General features: G+C 69.2%; 20 protein-coding genes, 2 pseudogenes and 1 riboswitch. Of the genes and pseudogenes, 16 read left to right on the top strand and 6 right to left on the bottom strand.

Annotation, left to right across the window (positions count from 1 at the left end):
- The first annotated feature begins 8 nt into the window (after positions 1–8).
- A complete protein-coding gene (locus tag CG723_RS31615) occupies positions 9–1,271 on the top strand; it encodes a vanadium-dependent haloperoxidase (protein WP_234374630.1) in 1,263 nt (420 codons plus the stop codon).
- A gap of 546 nt (positions 1,272–1,817) precedes the next feature.
- Here the strand turns inward: CG723_RS31615 and CG723_RS31600 are convergent.
- Both CG723_RS31600 and CG723_RS49350 read right to left on the bottom strand, forming a co-directional pair.
- Entirely contained in the window at positions 1,818–2,765 is a 948-nt protein-coding gene (locus CG723_RS31600) for a glutathione S-transferase C-terminal domain-containing protein (RefSeq protein WP_159032602.1), read from the bottom strand.
- 111 nt (positions 2,766–2,876) lie between these two features.
- Positions 2,877–2,942 (bottom strand): putative leader peptide, encoded by a 66-nt coding sequence (locus CG723_RS49350; protein WP_351255692.1) that lies wholly within the window; start codon positions 2,940–2,942, stop codon positions 2,877–2,879.
- A 37-nt stretch (positions 2,943–2,979) separates the two neighbouring features.
- A riboswitch (SAM riboswitch) is annotated at positions 2,980–3,125 on the bottom strand.
- A 517-nt stretch (positions 3,126–3,642) separates the two neighbouring features.
- Here CG723_RS49350 and CG723_RS31595 point away from each other — a divergent pair.
- From CG723_RS31595 to CG723_RS31575, 6 genes and pseudogenes are all read left to right on the top strand, one after another.
- A pseudogene (locus CG723_RS31595) lies at positions 3,643–3,879 on the top strand (GNAT family N-acetyltransferase); the annotation flags it as partial.
- A 110-nt stretch (positions 3,880–3,989) separates the two neighbouring features.
- Positions 3,990–4,112, top strand: a complete 123-nt coding sequence (locus CG723_RS49345) for a putative leader peptide (protein WP_351255686.1) — start codon at positions 3,990–3,992, stop codon at positions 4,110–4,112.
- Between the two features lie 76 nt (positions 4,113–4,188).
- Entirely contained in the window at positions 4,189–5,397 is a 1,209-nt protein-coding gene (locus CG723_RS31590; RefSeq protein WP_100596927.1) for an LLM class flavin-dependent oxidoreductase, read from the top strand.
- A gap of 19 nt (positions 5,398–5,416) precedes the next feature.
- A complete protein-coding gene (locus tag CG723_RS31585; protein WP_100596926.1) occupies positions 5,417–6,790 on the top strand; it encodes an NtaA/DmoA family FMN-dependent monooxygenase in 1,374 nt (457 codons plus the stop codon).
- Positions 6,787–7,884, top strand: coding sequence for an LLM class flavin-dependent oxidoreductase (locus tag CG723_RS31580; RefSeq protein WP_100596925.1), 1,098 nt, complete (start codon positions 6,787–6,789; stop codon positions 7,882–7,884). Before CG723_RS31585 ends, CG723_RS31580 begins: the two co-directional genes overlap by 4 nt.
- Before the next feature lie 14 nt (positions 7,885–7,898).
- On the top strand, positions 7,899–9,026 hold the full coding sequence (locus CG723_RS31575; RefSeq protein WP_100596924.1) for an LLM class flavin-dependent oxidoreductase: 1,128 nt from the start codon (positions 7,899–7,901) through the stop codon (positions 9,024–9,026).
- A 377-nt stretch (positions 9,027–9,403) separates the two neighbouring features.
- Here CG723_RS31575 and CG723_RS31570 read toward each other — a convergent pair whose 3' ends face one another.
- Together CG723_RS31570 and CG723_RS31565 are read right to left on the bottom strand one after the other, a co-directional pair.
- The gene (locus CG723_RS31570; protein ID WP_100596923.1) at positions 9,404–10,867 is read right to left on the bottom strand and encodes an MFS transporter; all 1,464 of its coding nucleotides are present in this window, start codon (positions 10,865–10,867) and stop codon (positions 9,404–9,406) included.
- Between the two features lie 106 nt (positions 10,868–10,973).
- Positions 10,974–11,360, bottom strand: a complete 387-nt coding sequence (locus CG723_RS31565) for a winged helix-turn-helix transcriptional regulator (RefSeq protein ID WP_100596922.1) — start codon at positions 11,358–11,360, stop codon at positions 10,974–10,976.
- Positions 11,361–11,535: 175 nt separating this feature from the next.
- On the opposite strand from CG723_RS31565, the gene CG723_RS31560 reads away from it, so the two are divergent.
- Together CG723_RS31560 and CG723_RS31555 are read left to right on the top strand one after the other, a co-directional pair.
- Entirely contained in the window at positions 11,536–12,105 is a 570-nt protein-coding gene (locus CG723_RS31560) for an LUD domain-containing protein (RefSeq protein ID WP_267893746.1), read from the top strand.
- Between the two features lie 151 nt (positions 12,106–12,256).
- Positions 12,257–12,580, top strand: a complete 324-nt coding sequence (locus CG723_RS31555; protein WP_324905606.1) for a TauD/TfdA dioxygenase family protein — start codon at positions 12,257–12,259, stop codon at positions 12,578–12,580.
- Positions 12,581–13,483: 903 nt separating this feature from the next.
- Here the strand turns inward: CG723_RS31555 and CG723_RS31545 are convergent.
- The gene (locus CG723_RS31545; RefSeq protein ID WP_100596921.1) at positions 13,484–14,200 is read right to left on the bottom strand and encodes a hypothetical protein; all 717 of its coding nucleotides are present in this window, start codon (positions 14,198–14,200) and stop codon (positions 13,484–13,486) included.
- Between the two features lie 240 nt (positions 14,201–14,440).
- Between CG723_RS31545 and CG723_RS31540 the strand changes: the two genes are divergently transcribed.
- Positions 14,441–15,613: an RNA-guided endonuclease InsQ/TnpB family protein gene (locus CG723_RS31540; RefSeq protein ID WP_100596920.1), complete on the top strand. Its 1,173-nt coding sequence runs from the start codon at positions 14,441–14,443 to the stop codon at positions 15,611–15,613.
- Between the two features lie 115 nt (positions 15,614–15,728).
- Here CG723_RS31540 and CG723_RS31535 read toward each other — a convergent pair whose 3' ends face one another.
- Complete coding sequence (locus tag CG723_RS31535) at positions 15,729–16,310, bottom strand: hypothetical protein (RefSeq protein WP_100596919.1); 582 nt, start codon at positions 16,308–16,310, stop codon at positions 15,729–15,731.
- A gap of 444 nt (positions 16,311–16,754) precedes the next feature.
- Here CG723_RS31535 and CG723_RS31525 point away from each other — a divergent pair, with 444 nt between their 5' ends.
- The 6 genes and pseudogenes from CG723_RS31525 to CG723_RS31505 all read left to right on the top strand — a co-directional run bounded on the left by CG723_RS31525 (position 16,755) and on the right by CG723_RS31505 (position 19,812).
- On the top strand, positions 16,755–17,297 hold the full coding sequence (locus CG723_RS31525; RefSeq protein ID WP_234374628.1) for a hypothetical protein: 543 nt from the start codon (positions 16,755–16,757) through the stop codon (positions 17,295–17,297).
- A gap of 9 nt (positions 17,298–17,306) precedes the next feature.
- Positions 17,307–17,534 (top strand): annotated as a pseudogene (locus CG723_RS31520) (transposase); the annotation flags it as partial.
- Between the two features lie 76 nt (positions 17,535–17,610).
- Positions 17,611–17,796, top strand: coding sequence for a hypothetical protein (locus tag CG723_RS48065; RefSeq protein ID WP_234374627.1), 186 nt, complete (start codon positions 17,611–17,613; stop codon positions 17,794–17,796).
- 507 nt (positions 17,797–18,303) lie between these two features.
- Positions 18,304–18,609, top strand: coding sequence for a hypothetical protein (locus tag CG723_RS48060; protein ID WP_234374626.1), 306 nt, complete (start codon positions 18,304–18,306; stop codon positions 18,607–18,609).
- Between the two features lie 26 nt (positions 18,610–18,635).
- The gene (locus tag CG723_RS31510; RefSeq protein WP_100596918.1) at positions 18,636–19,079 is read left to right on the top strand and encodes a VOC family protein; all 444 of its coding nucleotides are present in this window, start codon (positions 18,636–18,638) and stop codon (positions 19,077–19,079) included.
- A gap of 193 nt (positions 19,080–19,272) precedes the next feature.
- Complete coding sequence (locus CG723_RS31505; RefSeq protein ID WP_100596975.1) at positions 19,273–19,812, top strand: kinase; 540 nt, start codon at positions 19,273–19,275, stop codon at positions 19,810–19,812.
- Positions 19,813–19,889 lie beyond the last annotated feature (77 nt).

Here is a 19,889-nt window from a genome sequence, read left to right as displayed (position 1 = left end):
GAGTATCCGTGAACCCGATCAGAACCCGCCGCTCAGCCCTGAAGGCGCTGGGCTCGGCCGCCCTGCTGGCTGCCTCCGGCACCGTCCCGTCCGCCACGGCCGCCGTGGCGGACGAGCGGGAGTCACGCCCGTCCGTGGTGCTCGACTGGTATGACGCGACCGCCACGACCATCTCGGCGGCCGGAGCCGCAACTCAGATCACCAACAGCCGCACCTGGGCCGTCAGCTGGCTCGCGGCGGCCCGAGCCACCCGCGAGGTGCCGCTCGGAGTGGACAGGAGCGACTTCCAGGACGCGGCCCTGGCGTCCGCCGTACACGACTCCCTGGTGGCCCTGGCTCCGTCCCGTACTCAGGAGCTGGACGCTGCGCTGCGCGCGACGTTGGACCGCGTTCCGGACGGACCGGCCAAAACGAAGGGAGCGGCGGCCGGTGCCCGAGAAGCACGGCTGGTCCTCGCCTCCCGTGAGGGCGATGGCCTCGACCCGGCCTCGGTGAACGCACCGTTCACCGTGCCGCCGGCGGCCCCGGGCGTTTGGCAGCCGACCCCGCCCGCCTACGCCACGGCCGCACAGTACGGCAACCGGATCGCCAGGCCCTTCCTGCTGGTCGGCCCCGACCAGTACCGGCTGCCGGCGCCGCCCGTCCTGGACTCCGCGCGTTACCGTGCCGACCTGGCCGAGGTCCGTGCGTACGGGGCCATGAATAGTTCCGTACGCACGGAGCGACAGACCGAGACCGCCATCTTCTGGTTCGGTTCCTCTCTGACGCTGTACATCGAGCCGCTGCGGGTTGCCCTGGCCCGAGCACCGCATTCCACCGCCGGACAGGCCAGGCTGGTGGCCCTGTTCCACGTCGCCCTGGTGGAAACGCAGATCGCCACGTCCGACACCAAGTACACCTACCTGCGCTGGCGCCCGGTTACAGCCATCCACGCTGGCGCCATCGACCCCGACCCCGAATGGACGCCGCTGCACATCACGCCGGCCCACCCCGACTACCCCAGCGGGCACAACACCTACGCCGGCGCGGCGGAGACGGTTCTCACGGCGCTCACCGGATCGCGCACTGGCCCGTTCGAGCTGACCAGCCCCACCGCTCCCGGCGTGACCCGCACCTACACGGCCTGGCGCCAACTGTCCCAGGACAACCTGGACGCCCGCGTGTACTCCGGCATCCACACACGCTCAGCCGACGAGGCCGGCCTTGTCCTCGGCAAGCGGGTCGCGGAGCACACGTTGCACAACGCGGAACGGCTGTTCGGCGTGTTGTGAACGACGACTGACCGGCGGCCCGGCGGCTGCGTCCCGTCCCGAACGTTCCCTACTCGAACGCGGCCGCCGCTTCCCGCCGCGCCTGAGCCACCGCCTGGGGCGAGTAGGTCGTCACCTACGACAGCGGCGGTGGCATCTGGGCGGCCCGGCTCTGGTGGATGCTGCGGCCGATCTCCGTGCCGGTGGCGGTGCTCGACGGCGGATGGCAGGCGTGGGAGGCGGGCGGACACCCGATCGGCCACGGCGACGAGAGGGATGGCGGCGAGACGAGTGCCACGCCGGTCACCCGTCGCCTCATCCCGCCCCGGCATGTGGACCGGCATCGAGACGGCGGGGGCTGTCAGCCGCGGCGAGCGTCCCGGCACGCTGGTGTGCGCGCAGCCGCACGGCGACTTCAACGGCTCAGCCCCTACCCGCTGCAGCCGATGCAGCCACATCCCCGGCAGTCTCGGCCTCCCGGGGCGCGGCCTCCTCTTCGGCACGGGCTGGTTCCTGCCCGCCGCCGAACTCGCCGAACGCGTCGGCACGGTCCTCAACCGCGACGCGTCACCGGTGATCCTCTATCGTGGCGGCGGCATCACCGCCGCTGGCACCGCGCTCGCCCTCACGCTCCTGGGCCGTCAGGACATCGCCTTGTACGACGGTTCGGGTCGAGGAATGGTCCCAGGATCCGCCCCGACCGCCCGTGACGGGCACCTGAGTCCCGGGTTTCCACGCCGCGTCGGACACCGAGTCGGTCCTGCCCGGGAAGGCGGGGTGGTCGCCGAGGCGGCGAACGTAGTCCCGGAGACGGGGATGCGAGCAGAGGGTGCCGACCGGGCCGAGATGGACGAGCGCCACCCACAGGTCCACGTCAGCAGCCGTCAGATCCTCGCCCAGCGCATAGGGTTGACCGCCGAGCCGACGATCCAACAGGTCCAGTGCCGCCCATCGCCTTGATGGTTCGGCGGCCGGGGCGACGTCCAGCTCCAGCAGGTCACGGAGGGCGTCGATGTCCGCGGCGAGGGCCGGCGGGTGCAGCGGGGAGGGGCAGTCTCCGTCGTGGCCGGACAGCAGGCCCGCGAGATCGCGAAGGATGTCGGGGGTGTGGTTGCTGACGATGCGCCCGCTCCACCGGTCGCACAGCGCGGGCGCCGTCAGCGGTCCGTCGTAGTGGTGCACCGTGGCCTCGTACGCACGGCGCAGTGAGGCGAGGGCGTCGGGTGTCTCGGCGGGGTGCCCCAGGAGTGTGGTGGCGATCGAGTCCTTCAGGCCGAGCAGGCCGACGCTGATCGAGATGCGCAGCGAGCGCGGACAACTCTGCGACAGAAACAGTTCGTAGCGGTGCGGTGCCGGGTAGAAGCCGCCGGCCAGACCGACGCCGATCCGGCTGTGGAAGCGGTGGGGGAGGGGGGACGGTGCGGCCGCTCTGGGGCGGTGGCCCGAAGCGGACGAACTCTGGATACAGGCACCGGACTTGTCTGTGCTAGAACTGCGTGAAGATGTCTCGGACATGACTCTCCCTTTGGGAACGAGGAAGCCACCGCCGCCTTGTGGGCGTCAGCGGCCGAATGTGGAGCGGCTGCGCTTGCCGCACCGGTCCGGATCGCACGGACCGGTGGCGGATCAGTAAGCGCTGGAGACGCGCAACAGATCGATGTGCAGGCGTCTCGTCAAGCCGTTCCAGGGCATTCCCACCGGTCCCACCTCCCGGGGCTCGCAAGACGCGAGACCACGCTTGCCCCGCCGCACCGGCGGGACCTGGTCGTCACCCGGGGCACCCCGTCGCGGTGGAAGGGTTGCCTGTCAGCGGGCCGGGGCCGATGACCACATGAGCGGGGCGAACCCGCGCCGTGGGCGCTGACAATCGTGACCGTTCACGTCAGTTTCGGTGCGCTCCGTGACTCCGTCAAGAAGGCCGACAATGCGGTCTCACCTGGTGGTCACTCGCATTGACATTCTTTTCGGGAGCTGCCTAACTTGCGCCGGAGACCGAGATGCCCCAGGGCCGGAGACGTGATGGTGACAGCGATGTACGCAGCTGACGGGATGGCCGCACGGCGGCGCCTCGGCCGCGTCCTGCTGTGCTCGGACCGCTCCGTCGACCTGCTGCGCGTCAACAGCGCGCAGTGTACGGCTCCTTGCTGCGCCCTCTGCCAAGGCTGACGGCTTTCTGAGTCTCTGACGACCACCGTTGTCGTGGTGTGTTCTTTCCCTGCCCAGCCCCAGTTCCACGTGTAACCCGTGCGTCCCCCCGTGCCGAGCCGGTCCCGTGCCGTGTGGTTCTGCCGCCTTCCGTGGTCCTGGGTGTCCAAAACCGCTGGAGCCCTCCATGAGTGAATCTCCCGGCATCGTTGCGTCGTTGGCGCCAGCGCCGCCCGTCGAGGCGATCCCGGACCACCACGGCCGCGGCCTGGCCACCCGGCTGGTCCGCGCGGTCGCGGCGGGCATCAGGGAACGCGGCGACACTCCCTTTCTCCACGCGGCCGCGAGCAACACCCACGCGATCCGGCGCTACGAGTCGATCGGGTTCACCCTGCGCCGCCGTACCCGGCTCATGCTGGTGCGCACCCCGGGCGGACAGCCAAAAACGCAAGGCCGGGACGGACAGCCGGAAGGAAGGGCATAGCCGTGCTGTTGTACTTGTCGACGAGCGAGTGGTGTTCCTCCGGGGACCCTCGAGCGCGAGACCGGCAGGGACCCCGCGGCCGCCGGACCGTAAGGGTGGAGGTGAGGCACATGCGCCTGCGTCCTGTGTCCCGCCTCCACGCCGTGAAACCCGCCTCGCTCCACCGCCTGCACCTGTACTCCCGACCGCACATCGATCTGATGCGCGTGGCCGGCGCGCTCTGTTGCTCCTGACCTCTTGTTCTCGCAGCCGCGCCCTTCGTAGGAGGGCCGGCTCTCTCGTACGGCTGATCAGGAAGGCGTCACTCTCGTGTCCTCGTCACCCTCCCCTCTGCACCTCGCCGTCGCCCTCGACGGCGCCGGCTGGCACCCGGCCGCCTGGCGCGAGCCCGTCGCCCGCCCCCGCGAACTCCTCACCGCCGCCTACTGGACCGACCTCGTCGTCGAGGCCGAGCGCGGTCTGCTCGACTTCGTAACCATCGAGGACGCGCTCGGCCTCCAGTCCTCGTCCTTCAGCGAACCCGACGGCCGCACCGACCAGGTCCGCGGACGCCTGGACGCCGTCCTCATCGCCGCACGAGTCGCCCCGCTGACCCGCCGCATAGGTGTGGTGCCGACGGTGGTGGCCACGCACACGGAGCCGTTCCACATATCCAAGGCGATCGCCACCCTCGACTACGTGAGCACCGGCCGCGCGGGCCTGCGTGTACAGATCACGGCACGCCAGAACGAGGCCGCGCACTTCGGACGCCGTACGTTCCCGCCGTTCCGCAAAGAGGACTACGACACGCCCGCTGTGCAGGAAGTGGTGGCCGACGCCATCGACGAGGCCGCCGACTACGTCGAGGTGGTGCGCCGCCTCTGGGACAGCTGGGAGGACGACGCGGAGATACGGGACGTGGCCACCGGCCGCTTCGTCGACCGGGACAAGCTGCACTACATCGACTTCGAGGGCAGGCACTTCGGCGTCAAGGGCCCCTCTATCACCCCCCGCCCGCCCCAGGGACAGCCGATCGTCAGCGCCCTGGCCCATTCGACCGTTCCCTACCGGTTGGTGGCCCGAGCCGCCGACATCGGTTACGTCACCCCGCACGACGCCGGCCAGGCCCGTGCCACCGTCGAGGAGATCCGCGTCGAGCAGACGGCGGCTGGCCGTGCCGACGAGACCCTGCACGTCTTCGGCGACCTTGTCGTCTTCCTCGACGACGACCCCGCCGAGGCCGCGGCCCGCCGCGAGCGCCTGGACGACCTCGCGGGATACCCGTACACCAGCGACGCCCGGATCTTCACCGGCAGCCCAGCCCAACTCGCCGATCTGCTGCAGGATCTGCAGTCGTCGGGACTGTCCGGCTTCCGGCTGCGTCCCGCCGTCGCCGGTCACGACCTCCCGGCGATCACGCAGGGCCTGGTCCCTGAGCTCCAGCGCCGGGGCGCCTTCCGGCATGCCTACGAGGCTGACACCCTGCGCGGCCTGCTGGGCCTCGCCCGCCCCGCCAACCGTTACGCCGCTACCGCCTGAGCCGGAAGGATCCCCGACCATGAGCAAGCCGCTCAAGCAGATCCATCTCGCGGCCCACTTCCCTGGTGTCAACAACACCACCGTGTGGAGCGACCCCGAGGCCGGCAGCCACATCGAGTTCAGCTCCTTCGCGCACTTCGCACGGACCGCCGAACGTGCCAAGTTCGACTTCCTGTTCCTCGCCGAGGGCCTGCGACTGCGCGAACAGGGCGGAAAAATCTACGACTTGGATGTCGTCGGACGCCCGGACACTTTTACGATCCTCACCGCGCTGGCAGCGGTCACCGAACACCTCGGCCTGACCGGCACCATCAACTCCACCTTCAACGAGCCCTACGAGGTGGCCCGCCAGTTCGCCAGCCTCGACCACCTCTCGGGCGGGCGCGCGGCGTGGAACGTCGTCACCTCCTGGGACGCCTTCACCGGCGAGAACTTCCGCCGCGGCGGCTATCTCCCGCAGGAGGAGCGCTACTCCCGGGCCAAGGAGTTCCTGACCACCGCGCACGAACTCTTCGACTCCTGGCACGGGGACGAGATCGTCGCCGACCAGACCACCGGCGCCTTCCTGAGCGACGCGAAGGCAGGCGCCTTCGTGCACCAGGGACAGCACTTCGACATCGAGGGGCAGTTCAACGTCCCGCGCTCCCCGCAGGGCCGCCCAGTGATCTTCCAGGCCGGCGACTCGGAGGAGGGCCGCGAGTTCGCCGCGGCCGGTGCCGACGCGATCTTCAGCCGGTACGCCACCCTGAAGGAGGGCCAGGCCTTCTACACGGACGTCAAGAACCGCCTCGCCAGGTACGGACGCCGCGCCGAACAGCTGCTGATCCTGCCCGCCGCGAGCTTCGTCCTAGGTGACACCGACGAGGAGGCAGAGGAGATCGCCAAGGAGGTGCGTCGGCGGCAGGTGAGCGGAGCCACCGCCATCAAGCACCTGGAGTTCGTCTGGAACCGGGACCTGTCCTCGTACGACCCCGACGGCCCCCTCCCCGACGTCGATCCCGATCTCGGCGAGCACACCATCGCCCGAGGCCGAGCCCAGGTCCGGATGTACCGCGACCCGCTGGCCACCGCACGCGAGTGGCGCGAGCTCGCGACCGCCAACAACTGGTCGATCCGGGATCTGGTCATCGAGACCGGAAACCGGCAGAACTTCGTCGGCTCCCCGGCCACCGTCGCCAGAACCATCAACGACTACGTCCAGGCCGATGTCAGTGACGGCTTCATCCTCGCCCCGCACATCACGCCGACCGGCCTCGACGCCTTCGCCGACCAGGTCGTCCCCCTGCTCCAGGAACGCGGCGTGTACCGCGCGGAGTACGAGGGCACCACTCTGCGCGACCACCTCGGCCTGGCTCACCCGGACCAGGTGCGCGACGAGGGTGCGGCGTCATGAAGTTCCTCGCGATCACACTGATCGTGCACGCCCCGCATCCGGTGACGGGCGTACGAAAGCCCACCCAGGACCGCTTCCGCGAAGTGCTCGACAACGCGCTCCTCGCCGAGGAGCTGGGCTTCGACGGCTTCGGCGTGGGGGAGCGGCATGAGCGGCCCTTCATCTCCTCCTCGCCACCCGTCGTCCTCAGTCACATCGCCGCCCTCACCTCCCGGATCCGGCTGTTCACGGCGGTCACCACGCTCAGCCTCCTCGACCCGGTGCGGGCGTACGAGGACTACGCGACCCTGGACCATCTCTCCGGTGGACGCCTCGACCTGATCATCGGCAAGGGCAACGGAGCCGCCCAGCGGGACCTGTTCCAGGTCACCCCCGAGGACCAGTGGGACCGCAACGCCGAGAGCTACGAGGTGTTCCGCAAGATCTGGCGCCAGGAAAAGGTGACCGCCGAGACCAGCTTCCGCCCGGAACTCAAGGACGCGGAGGTGTGGCCCCGGCCCCTCCAACAGCCAATCCGGGTCTGGCACGGTAGCGCGACCAGCAAGGAGTCGGTCGATCTGGCCGCCCGTTACGGCGACCCGCTCTTTTCCGCCAACGTCACCAACCCTATAGAGCCCTATGCCGAGTTGATCCGCTACTACCGCGAGCGCTGGGGACACTACGGCCACGATCCGGCTGCCATCGCGGTCGGCGCGGGGACGGCGGGCCTCTACGCGGCCCGCACCTCCCAAGAGGCGATCGCCGCCTACCGGCCCGTGTTCGAGGGGAACCTGGCATTCCAGAAACAGCTGGGCCTGGAGCCGGTGTTCTCGACACTGGAGGACTTCGTGGAGCGCAGCTCGGCGCTGATCGGCAGCCCCCAGCAGATCATCGAGAAGGTGCACCGCTACCACGAACGGTTCGGGCACACGGTGCTGCATCTGCACGCGGACGCAGGCGGACTGACGGACCGTCAACATCAGGAATCCCTCGCGCTCTTCCAGTCGGAGGTCGCGCCGGTGCTGCGCCGCGAGATCCCCGATCCGCCGTTCTCATGGGGCCCCGTCCTCGCGGAGTCCGTGCCCGTGTCCGAGTCCGTGCCCGCCGACCACTGAGGAGCCCTCCGTACATGACTGACATCCCCCTCGGCGTCCTGGACCTGGTCCCGATCTCATCCGGTTCCACCGCCACCGAGGCGCTGCGCAACACCATCGACCTGGCCCGGCAGACGGAGAGCTTCGGGTACGCCCGATACTGGTTCGCCGAACACCACCTCAACCCGGGCGTGGCCGGCACCTCGCCCGCAGTCGTCCTCGCCCTGACCGCCTCCGCGACCTCGACCATCCGGCTCGGCTCCGGTGCCGTACAACTCGGCCACCGCACCGCCCTGTCCACGGTCGAGGAGTTCGGCCTGATCGACGCACTGCACCCCGGGCGCCTCGACCTGGGCCTCGGCCGCTCCGGCGGACGCCCGCCCGGCGGGGCCGCCACCCCGCTGCCGACCGCGACTGAGGTGGTCGATGGCCGGGCCCCGGGCGGCCTGCGCGTCCCGCCCCGGGCCTCCTTCAAGCATCTGCTCGGCTCACCGCGCATCGCCCTCCAGCGCAAGCTGCTCCAGCAGCCGAACGCCGATTCGCAGGACTACGGCGAGCAGATCGACGACATCCTGGAGTTGCTGGCGGGCACGTACCGCTCCGCCGACGGCGTAGAGGCCCACGTCGTGCCAGGGGAGGGCGCCGACGTCGAGATCTGGATCCTGGGCAGCAGCGGCGGCGAGAGCGCCGAGGTCGCGGGCCGCAACGGTCTGCGGTTCGCGGCGAACTACCACGTCAGTCCTGGCACGGTGCTGGAGGCGGCGGAGGGCTACCGCGCCGCTTTCCAGCCTTCCGACGTCCTGGACGAGCCGTACGTCAGTGTGTCCGCGGACGTCGTGGTCGCCGAGGACGCCGAGACCGCCCGCGAACTCGCCACCGGCTACGGCCTCTGGGTCCGCAGCATCCGTACGGCCGAGGGCGCGATCCAGTTCCCCACGCCGGACGAGGCGCGCGCCCACGCATGGTCCGACGCGGATCGGACGCTGGTCCAGGACCGCCTCGACACCCAGTTCGTCGGCTCCCCGGCCCGGGTCGCCGACCAGCTGGAACAGCTCCAGGAGGCCACCGGCGCCGACGAGCTGCTGATCACCACGATCACCCACGGCCACGCGGACCGGGTGCGGTCCTACGAGTTGCTGGCCGAGGAGTGGCGCAAGAGGTGAGGCGCTGGACGATCAGTGCCAGGACCTTCGGGTGATCAGTGGGGGCGGCGTATCAGAGCGCGGCGGCGACACGCACCGGATCGGTGTGGCGGCGGGCAGGTCGGAGAGGGGAGGCGGGCGCCGCCTCCCCTGGACGTTCTCGGCGGGGCCGGTCCCGCTGCCCGAAGACGTGTCGTCACCGCTGTTCGTAGGTGCGCTGTGCCAGGCCGGTGCGTAGACGGGTCAGGCGGTCAATCTCGGCGTCGAGGGCCGCGAGGCTGTGATCGACCACGTCGGAGCTAGGGACGTCGGGGGCGGTGTGTCCGCACCGTCGTTGAGGATTCTCGACCGCACGCCGATCCGGTCGACGACACTGCGCAGGCCCGGTGATCCAGCCATCACGCTTCCTCGCGAGCGGGGGCGGAGTGAGGGTGCCCGGGCGCGGCAAGCGGAGGACGGCGCCGGCGGGCCGTGAGGCCGGGGCGCAGCAGCGACAGGACGGCGGCCGCGGCAAGCAGACCGGCACAGATGAGAATCGCCTGCGCGAAAGGCGCACGAGAGCCGCCCGTTGCTCCCGACGTACCGCGCAGGTAGCTCCCGGAGACGGCGCTCAGGGCGACGGCCGCGGCGATCCGCTGAGCCATCTGGAGAATGCCGCCGGCTACTCCGGCTGCCTCGGCCGGGGCGTGCTGAAGAACCAGGGCTTGGTTGGGGGAGACGGTGAGCCCGGCGGCGGCACCGGACAGGAGTTGAACGGCGGCGAGCACCAGAGGGAGCGAGGTGCGCGGCACGGTGAGGGCGACGGCCGCGCCGCCCAGCAGCGTGAGGATTCCCAGGGCGAGACCGAGCGTGACGGTGTGCGGTCCGAGGTGGCGCACCACGCGCCAGGCCACGGCCGAGGTGACTCCCATGGCCACGGCCGAGGGGAGGGTGACGAGAGCGGCGGTGAGCGCGGACAGTCCGAGACCGCTCTGCAGGAACATGGTCAGGACCAGCGTCGCGGCCAGTGAGGAGCCGAAGGAGGCCATCGCGATGGCTGTCCCGAGCGTGTAGGGGCGCGAGCGCGGGAGCGAGGGGTGTACCAGCGGAACCCGCCCGGATCGTCTGCGCAGACGTTGCCCCAGGACCAGGCAGCAGGCCAGTGCGACCGCGGCGCCGGCCCACAGTGCCGCTACCAGGGCGCTGCCCGGTGTACTGATGAAGGGCAGCATCAGGGCCAAGGTCAGGGCACCGGCCCACACCAGCCCCCACCAGTCGAGCTGACTGCGCCCGGCGGTCCGTCGTGCCTTGGGGAGCCAGCGGAACGCGAGCCAGAGGGTGACCATCCCGCAGGGTGTGTTGAGGAGCAGGCACAGCCTCCATCCCAGTTCAGGGCCGCAGGCTGCGACCAGGGCGCCACCGAGGGCCGGTCCGAGCGCCGCGGCGACGCCGCCCGTGACGGCGTACAGGCCCAGAGCACGCGCCCGGTCCAGGCCACTGAAGACGTCCTGGAGGGTGCCTATGACCTGGGAGTTGACCAGACCCGCCCCGGCGCCCTGCACCAGCCGCGCGGCGATCACCAGGTCCGGTCGCGCACCGGTAGCTGCGACCGCACCGAACAGGACGAAAGCCGACAGCCCGACGAGGAACAGGCCTTTGCGCCCGTGCACGTCACCGAGGCTGCCGCCCGGCACCAGCATCAGCCCGAAGGTCAGCGAGTAACCGGCGACGATCCACTGCACGTCGGTGGGACCCGCGCCCAGCGAATGACGCAGCGCCGGCACAGCGATGTTGAGGACTGACTGGTCGAGCAGAGTCGTGGTCCCTGCCGCCATGCACACCATCAGCACCCGCCGGGCGGCGCGATCTTCTCCCGGGAGCATGCGCACATGGTCACACCGGCGGCCGGTCCCTGTCTCCCGTCACAGGGGCCTGTTCGCACAACGGAAACATCGCGTTCGCAGGTGACGAGGAAGAGGGTGGTGCGTCTCAGGCGCGGGTGTCGTACACGTCCCGGGCCTTGTCGATGTCGTCGATGTGGTCCAGAGCCCAGTCGAGGAGCGTGCGCACCGTGTCGAGGAGCGTCCGGCCGAGCGAGGTGAGCTCGTAGTCGACGCGGGGCGGCACGACGGGGTGCACGGTGCGCGAGATCAGACCGTCGCGTTCCAGACCACGCAGGGTCTCGGTGAGCATGCGCTGGCTGATACCGGGGACGGCGTTTTTGATTTCGGTGCAACGCCTCGTGCCCGGCCCGAGTTCGTTGATGACGGTCAGCGACCACTTGGAGCCGACGCGGTCCAGGACGTCACGGACCCGGCAGGTGGTGTCGTCCCGCCCGTTCAGCACTCTCATGGGATCGGCGTCGTGGGTGGTCATGGTTCCCTCCGGCTCACTGAGGCAGTAAAAAGTGCCGTCTTCCGTGGGCGGTCCAGGGTTTCGCAGACTGACGCCAGTAACCAGACGGATCCGATGCCTTCACCGGGAGGACCCCACGACCGCACCAGCACCCGTAGTCGACGAGACCTTCGCGAAGCCCGCCGACGAGGCCCAGTTGGACCGTGCCGCCGTAGCACTACGCGACCACAACTTCATTGTGCACCTCGTCGACACGCTGACCGACGCCCGCGAACTCGTCCTCTCGCTCGTCCCGCGCGAGGAGACTGTGTTCACCGCCAGCAGCGAGACGCTGCGCCTGTCCAAAATCACCGAAGCGATCGACCAGTCCGGCGACTTCACCTCGGTACGGACCGCCGCGGGCGACCTGGGCGCCGACGTGGACGCCCAGGTCCGGCTTGGCGCCACGCCCGATGTGGTCCTCGGCAGTGTGCACGCGGTCTCCGAGGACGGATACCTGCTGGTCGGCTCCGCGAGCGGCAGCCAGGTCGCCCCCTACGCGTCGGGCGCCCGCAAGGCGATCTGGGTGGTCGGCGCGCAGAAGATCGTCCCGGATGTGGCGACCGGGCTCCGCCGCATCCATGACTACAGCCTGCCCAAGGAGTGGCGTCGGCTGCAGGAGAACTACGGCCAGACCTCCTTCATCGGCAAGATCCTCATTCTGGAGCGCGAGGCCTTCCCCGAGCGCGGTGTGGTCGTCCTCGTCCGCGACGCCGTGGGCTTCTGACACGCTTGCCCGGAAGATTCATGCACCTGCAATGATCCGCCCGGGGCTCGCCTGGTAGACCTGGTGAGGTGAGTCCCAACGCTGCTGTACCGCAGGTTGTACGTGGATCTGGCGCGCGTCCGCGTGTCGCCGCGTCTGACGTCGCCTTCCCCTGTCCAGGAGGAGGCGGCCTCAGCGCGAGATCCCCGTACGGCAGCACACAGGGGGTGAGACGGGCCGGAAGGGGCTGTTCATCAGCACATCGGCGAAGGGCCTGACCGGCCTCACGGAGTCGGAGGGGAAGGCGCTGCTCGACCATCTGCTGCGGCACGCGTCGTCGCCCGACTACACGATCCGCTTCAGCTGGAACCCGGGCGACTTCGTGCTCTGGGACAACCGGGCGACCTGGCACTACGCCGTGGACGACTACGGCGACGGCGCCCGCGCCTACCGCAAGGTCATCGGAGTGGAACCGGTGCGGCAGCCCGCGGCCTGACCGCGTTCGGTGAAGTGCCCTGCGCCCGCCACGACCGGGGGAGGTGGGCGCAGGGCACTTCACGCCGGGCCCGGTGCTTCCTGCGGCTGCGCCGTGCACGAGTGCCAGGGACAACTGCGCAGCCACTCCTCTCCGGGGCTATGGAACGCGGGTCGCCGACCGCGGTTTCCGCGCTGGTGCGCTTCGCCGCCCGGCTTGGGCGCCCCAGATCGCGTTCGGGTGCGCGGTGTTTCCGAGGACGCGGATGCGGCGGGTGGCGTGTTCGCTGATGGCCAGGATGTAGTGGCGTCGGCCGGTCAGGGTGACGCTCTCGATGAAGTCGCAGGCAGCAGTGCGTCGGCTCACAAGTGCTGCGATGTCGCTCTTGCCGAGACTGTCTGCGCGCAGGCAGCGCACATGCGAATGCCCGTGACCACCCGGCTGGCTCTCCTTTCCCAGATGGGCCGCCGACTGTGACTTTGTAGAGGCGCGATGCCGTACCGAGCGGTCCCGACTTCCGGCGGTCGGGACCGCCTGTCGGACGCCCCTGCGCTCAACTCGACGCACCTGTCGTCACGTTGGCAGGAAATCAATGAACGGGGAACACCCGGCCTGTTCCATCGGCTGGGTTCCGGGTGGTCAGGAGAGTTGGTCTCTGCTCTCTCCGGTTGAGCTGCAGGGCCGGGTCGGCGTCTTCGGCAAGCCAAGGCCTGCCGAAGAAGCCGCAAGCCAGGAATTGTTGCTCGCGCCACAGCTCGGTGCGACCGGTCACCGTCGGCGCCGGAGCGATGCGCTGTGCCTCGGGCGGCCGGTCCACGCGATGTTCATGTCAGCACTGCTCCAGCCGCAGCATTTGCCCCTGCCCGTGGACCCCTCGAGGTTCACGAACGATCCGTCAGGGGGCCGGGCCCGAGGCGGGCAGTGTCAGGCCTTCGGCGTGGCGTTCACCACGACCTCCGCGGAGTTGTTCTTCGTATCCGGGTCGAAGGCGAACTCCCCGAAGACGGGGCGCACCACGACTGGTCCGGTGGCGTCCTGCACCACGGTGTCCACGCGCAGCTGGAAGGCGAAGGCACGCTCGGTGTTCTCCGACACCCAGTACGGCAGGTTGCAGTCGTAGCGCGGGGCTCCCACCCGGTTCGGGTAGTAGCCGCCGGTCAGCGTGCGCGGGCGGCACTCCGTGGGGGCGTCGGAGACGGTCGTTCCCTGCGGTACCCGGAATTCGACGACTGCGGCCGGGTCGCCGGAGCCCAGGTTGCCGAACCAGGCGGGGCCCTCGTTCTGGAACCGGACCTCGGCAGTGACCGTCTCGCCTGCGCTCCCCATGACGTCGGTGCCGCGCACCGCGAAGTCGGCCGTGTTGTCGGCGAGTACCTCCTGCGCCACGTAGTTGTCGCCGCTGTCGATGTCGGTGACGCCGCCGGCCGGGTCCACGCTGAGATCGAGCCGTTCGTACAGCGCCTTGTCGTTGACGGCGACCACCAGTTGCTCGGGCAGCTCCACGCGGGCTCCCGGGGCGATCTCGTCGTCGAAGGTGCACGTGGCATGCGTCATCGGCGCGTCCTCGCCACCGCCCTCGTCTTTGCGGTACGTGCACTGCGGGTACGAGGTGACGAAGTCCAGGCCGTAGGAGGCGCTCATCTTCAGCGGATTCTTGCGAGGAACCCCGGGCGTTCACGCCCGGGAGGAATCGCATGGGATGCGACGCGGAGCGTCGCCGTGATGTGCCGCAGGCCATGACGGCCGCGGAGCGGCCCGGGGCGTTCCGGCGGAGCCGGGCTCTGCCGGTGTGCGGTCAGGGCCGTGGCCGGTATCGCTCGTTCGGGTGAGGTGGGGCGAACGTGTGGTGGGTCTTCGTCCAGGTGTATAGGTTCGCTGATCGTGAAGCTGGTAGTGCGGGTGAAGCTGCTGCCGACGCACGTACAGGCGGCGGCACTTGAGGCGACCCTGTATGCCTGCAATCAAGCGGCGACCTGGGCGGCCGGGGTAGCTTTCGAGGAAAACGCGCGACGTCCGCTTGAGCTCCGCAAGCACACCTATGCCGAGTTCCGGGCCAGGTGGCAACTGGGCGCCCAGGCCGCCCAGCACGCCATCAAGAAGACCTGCGATGCCTACACCACCTTGAAGGCGAACCTGCGTAACGGCCGGTACGGGCGGCCCGGTTGCAGGCGGCACACTCGCGCCTCGGGCAAACCGGTGGTCTTCCGGCCCCAAGTGGCGCAGCCCTACGACGACCGGATGCTGTCCTGGCAGTACGAGCAGCAAACGGTGTCGATCTGGTCCACGGCAGGCCGGCTGAAGAACGTGGCGTTCACCGGGCAGGCCGGGCAGCTGGAGGTCCTGGCTGCGTACCGCAAGGGTGAGTCCGACCTGGTGTGCCAGGGCGGGAAGTGGTTCTTGATCGCGACCTGCGACATCGACGAAGCGACCGCGAGCACTCACCCGGTCGGGTTCCTCGGCGTCGACCTGGGGATCGTGAACATCGCGGTCACCTCCGACGGGGCACGCCACTGCGGCAGGCGGATCAACCGCAAGCGCGAGAGTGACCGCAACCTGCGGTCCAAGCTGCAGAAGAAGAACACCAAGTCCGCCAAGCGGCGGGCGAAGAAGCATGCGGGCAAGGAAGCCAGGCGCGCCAAGGACATCAACCACAAGATCAGCAAGCGGATCGTGGCGGAGGCTGAACGCACCGGTCGCGGGATCGCCCTGGAGACACTCACGGGTATCCGCGAGCGGGCACGGCTGAGAAAGCCCCAACGTGTCAAGATCCACTCCTGGCCCTTCGCGCAACTCGGCTCGTTCATCGCCTACAAGGCGAAGCAGGCCGGCGTGCCGGTCGTCTACGTCGACCCGGCGTACACCAGCCAGGAATGCTCCCAGTGCCATCACACCGCACGCGGAAACCGGCCCTCCCAGGCCGTCTTCTCGTGCCGGGTCTGCGGCTTCGTTGAGCACGCAGACCACAACGCGTCCCACAACATCCGCCAACGCGGCTGGATGGCATGGGTCTGCGGGGCCCAGTCAACGGCCCCTGAACTTACCCTCATCGCGTGAGAACTGGACGCAGCCGACCCCATCACCACCAGTGATGACTCGAGCAGCAAGCCCGGTCGTTCACGACCGGGGTAGTTGACGGTGTAGCCGTGCGCCGTCTCGTTGCCCTCGTTGGTCACGCTGACCGGCCGCGGAAGGTTGGCGCCCGGCTGCACGCCCTCTGCCTTGCCGGGGTCGTTGAGCGCGAGTCCGGGCCCGACGCCACCGTCACCGTGGTGGTGAAACCCTGCGGCGACTTCATCGTGCCGGACGGCGTGGTGGCCGTCGCCGTGTACGAGAGAGTGCCCTGCGCGCCCTTCAGCGCGCCGGTGGCGGCCCGGATCCCCAGGTGCACGGCGTCGACGTTGGTCACCGGGATCTCGCCGTCGACTGTGCACACCGCGACGGTGCCCTCGGGCGTGCAGTTCGCCGGCCAGATGATGTCGGCCACTCCGGCGAGCCCGAAGACATCGAGTGTCAACCGCCCGTCGGTGACCGAGACGTTACTGTTGTCGTGGTAGAGCCCGAGGTCGAGCGAGCGGGCCGGGGCCTCGCCGCCGTCGACGCCGAGCGGCACGTTCAGCTCGTACGGCGACTGGATCCACAGTGTGTCGGAGGCCGCTGCAGTCTCAGCTCCCAGGCCGATCACGAACAGGCCCGCGAACGCGGTACCGCACGCTCCCAGCCGCAGGGCGCGGCCGACGGAGACTCTGTGCATTGCATCCCCCAAGGATGTCGGGGAGCCGGACGGTCCAACTCCTCGACAAGCAGACGATCTTGAAGAGGACAAGGTTGTACCGCTGTTGATCACGGCCGGGTCGACCGGCGACGACCGCGGTGGCCGCCCGCCCTCAACCCGCTGGACGGGCAGCCGTAGGGACTGTCCGTCGTCTGGCTCGGGTTCGGCGGGCGAGAAGACGCTGTACGAGCAGTACGACGGCCGCCGGACAAACCGCGGAACGGGCCGAGGACTTCATGCCGATCCCGAGTTTCTGGCTCTGCTCGGAGTTCCTGACGTGAAACGACTCGGTGCCGGCTGGGGCGACCACGATCGAATGTCATACGGACCGGCTCAGGAACCGTTCCCCCAGATCTCGCGTGTCCTCCTCTGTTGCCGACTGTTGCTGAGGGGGACTGGATGCGAGTTCGGACACTGGTGAGCGTGGCGGTATCGACTTGCGTGGCGCTGGCGGCGTGCGCGTGTGGTCCGGAGAAGTCGGAAGAAGACACCTCCACGGCCGCGAAGCCTTCGCAGTCGTCCGAATCGGCACGGCCCGGAAAACCGTCGGCCACGCCGTCCTCGTCGCCTCGGACCGAGAAGCCGTCGGCCGCGCCGACCGGGGACCAGCCCGCGCCCAGGACGAAGGAGGGCGCGATCCAGCGGTACGAGCAGTACCTCCATGCTGTGGGCCGTGAGGACATCAACGCTGTCTGCGAAGTGGCTGGGCCCGCCGCGAAGCAGGCAGAGGACCAGGGGTTCGGCCCGTGCACGTCGACGTTCGTCGTCACGTTCCAGATGATCTCGCCTGCGAAGAAGAAGGCCCTGCGAACCGCGACGGTCGACCCGCAGCGCGTCGCTGTGCTGGCCCCCGACAAGGTCGAGATCCCAACCGAAGCGATCAGGGCCTCCGTCACCTTCTCCGAGAGCGAGCTCGGCAGCAGCACCCTGGAGTACCTCAAGAGCAATTGGTACATCACCGACTAAAGCCCGAGCCGGCGTCCGCGGAGCCCGATCCAGACTGACGGCCGCTGGGTGGTAGAGCGCACGAACTCGTGGATGAACAACTTCGGCAGACTCCGCCGCAACACCGAACGCCGCCGCGCATGCGTGGAGCTCTACCTAGCCCTGGCCACCGCGATCATCACCGTCCGTAGCCTCATCCGTCGGGCCTGGTACACCCAGGGCTGGGACACCCGACCCGCCAGCCCCCGCATCCGGTAACCCCCAACCACCTACTGGGGGACGCTGCGGCGGCATCCCCAAGCTCCTCACCGCCGCCGAGCTCGTCCAATCCACCGTGCTGGCGCTGGGTGTCCAGCTGTGCATCCTGCCCTGGAACGCGCTGGACGCCCGGGAGTGGGACCGCAAGGACGACCCGCAGCTGCCGACGATGCACCCGGTCGACCTCGCCCGGTACCTCGGCCTGTACGCGGAGCGGGTGATGACGCCGCGCGGCACACCGCGACGACCGGTCTGGAGCTGATGGTCGCGCTGCGCCCGCCGACCCGCGCGGAGAAGGACCAGGCGACCGGCGAGTTCAAGCGAGCTTTCATCGACGACGCGCTCACCGCGCTGTATCCCGTGGTGGAGTGCGAGGTTCCCGACGAACACCCCGTCCTTGAGGGGAAGTTCTCCCGTCACCGCCTGCGCACTGCGGCTGAGATGCTGATGGAGGAGCCCTACGACTGGTGCCGGCCGCTGACCGATGAGGAGTGCATGAGCCAGTTCCTGGTCACGGTCGAGATCAACGTGTCGTTCGCCGCGGCCGCGAACGGGCTCACGGTCTGGCTGAACGGGCTGACCCACCTGACCGGCAACCCAAGGTTTGACGCGTCGCTGCCCGGCTCGTGGCTGGTCGACTTTTTGCGCGTGGACTTGTCCCGCGTGGAGGTCAACGGCGGCACCGTCGACGGCGACCGGCTCCCGAGCCCGTTCACGCACGCCGAACGGCGGCCGGCCCGAGGGCCCTGCCTGGTACGCCACGCCCGCCGTGCAGGACGCGGTGGAGCTCGGCTTCGACGTCGCGCCGATCGAGGCGTACGTCCGCACCCAGACCGGCCGCTATCTGGACCCCTGGTACAAGCGGCTGCGCGACGCCTACATCGCGACCATGGCCGACCCCGGCGTCACCACCAGCATGGGCGGCCAGGAGTTCCTGGAGGCGATCGCAGCGCCCCTATTCAGTGAGGCGAAGCGCGATGGTTGTCACATGGGCAGGCGTGTTGTCACTTCGTGTCGGCGCGTGACTTTCCAGGGCCGCGGCTTTTGTCTCACAACTGGCAGGATGACGGGTTGAGTTGTGCGGCTGAGAAAGGAATCCCGATGTCCGTTCGCTACCAGCTGGTGATCGACTGCGCCGACCCCGACCGCCAGGCCCACTTCTGGGCCGCCGCGCTGGGCTATGAACTCGCACCGCCCCCATCCGGTTTCGCCACATGGGACGACTACTACCGTGACCTGGGGCTGCCCGAAGAAGCGTTGACCGGCGGCGCGGACCGGATCAGCGACCCGCAGGGCGGTGGACCGGCCATCTGGTTCCATGCAGTCCCGGACGCGAAGGCCGTGAAGAACCGGCTGCACATCGACATCCACGCCAGCGGCGACCGGACAGACCCGATCGAGACGCGGAGGAGGCGAGTGGACGCCGAAGCCGACCGCCTGATGGGCTTGGGCGCCCTCATCACGGTTGTCATGTACGAGGAAGGAATCGACCATTACGCGGTCGGAATGAAGGACCCCGAAGGGAACGAGTTCGACATCAACTGACCAGAGCTCGGCCTCCGGAAGTCTGTCGAAGGTGTCAGGAAGGACGTCGAGCAGACCTCAAGATCCGCAACGCCCCCCGTTCCGCCGCAAGCCGGCGGGAGCGGGACGGCTTGGAGCCGTACGCAATGCCGCGGCCGTGTTGACCGGCAGGTGGGCTGTTGTCAGTGGTGGTGGCTACGCTTCTCGGGTGTTCGTGGGAAGTGAAGAGACCCGGCTTGTGGTCGTGCGCGGGAACTCGGCATCGGGCAAGTCGTCGGTGGCGGCCGGGATCCGGGACCGCTTCGGCCGGGGCCTGGCCCTGGTCGGTCAGGACAACCTGCGCAGGATTGTGCTGCGTGAGCGGGATGTGCCCGGCGGCAAGAACATCGGGTTAATCGATACGGTGGCCCGCTATTCGCTCGACGCCGGCTACCACGTCGTGGTCGAGGGCATCATGTACGCGGACCGGTACGGGCCGATGCTCGAGGATCTGGTCGGCGAGCATCGGGGTGTCTCCCGCTGCTACTACCTGGACGTGCCCTTGGTGGAGACGTTCGCGCGGCATGCGACCAAGCCCGACCTCGACTATCTGACCCACGTCACCGAGCAACACCTTCAGGGCTGGTACCGGGAGCGAGATCTGCTGCCCAGCGGAATCGAGACGGTGATTGACGCGAGCAGCACGCTGGAGGGGACCGTGGCGCGCATCGTGCGCGAGACCGGGCTGGACCAGGTTCAGCCGATCGACCGCTGACCCTAGCCGTCAGGGCCCAGCCCGGCAGGTACACGGATATGGGTAGGTCCGTGCGGGTGCTCTGGCGGCTCTTCCAG

The organism is Streptomyces sp. CB01635 (assembly GCF_002803065.1).
Classification (GTDB): Bacteria; Actinomycetota; Actinomycetes; order Streptomycetales; family Streptomycetaceae; genus Streptomyces.
Note: the sequence above shows the minus strand (reverse complement) of the source record. Positions and strands in the feature narration are given on the sequence as shown.

Excerpts from the sequence above, each read along its gene's own strand:
- CG723_RS31570 (WP_100596923.1), bottom strand. The coding sequence starts at position 10,867 with ATGCTCCCGGGAGAAGATCGCGCCGCCCGGCGGGTGCTGATGGTGTGC.
- CG723_RS31585 (WP_100596926.1), top strand. The coding sequence starts at position 5,417 with ATGAGCAAGCCGCTCAAGCAGATCCATCTCGCGGCCCACTTCCCTGGT.
- CG723_RS31545 (WP_100596921.1), bottom strand. The coding sequence starts at position 14,200 with ATGAGCGCCTCCTACGGCCTGGACTTCGTCACCTCGTACCCGCAGTGC.
- CG723_RS31535 (WP_100596919.1), bottom strand. The coding sequence starts at position 16,310 with ATGCACAGAGTCTCCGTCGGCCGCGCCCTGCGGCTGGGAGCGTGCGGT.
- CG723_RS31580 (WP_100596925.1), top strand. The coding sequence starts at position 6,787 with ATGAAGTTCCTCGCGATCACACTGATCGTGCACGCCCCGCATCCGGTG.
- CG723_RS31510 (WP_100596918.1), top strand. The coding sequence starts at position 18,636 with ATGTCCGTTCGCTACCAGCTGGTGATCGACTGCGCCGACCCCGACCGC.
- CG723_RS49345 (WP_351255686.1), top strand. The coding sequence starts at position 3,990 with ATGCGCCTGCGTCCTGTGTCCCGCCTCCACGCCGTGAAACCCGCCTCG.
- CG723_RS31575 (WP_100596924.1), top strand. The coding sequence starts at position 7,899 with ATGACTGACATCCCCCTCGGCGTCCTGGACCTGGTCCCGATCTCATCC.
- CG723_RS31600 (WP_159032602.1), bottom strand. The coding sequence starts at position 2,765 with ATGTCCGAGACATCTTCACGCAGTTCTAGCACAGACAAGTCCGGTGCC.
- CG723_RS31565 (WP_100596922.1), bottom strand. The coding sequence starts at position 11,360 with ATGACCACCCACGACGCCGATCCCATGAGAGTGCTGAACGGGCGGGAC.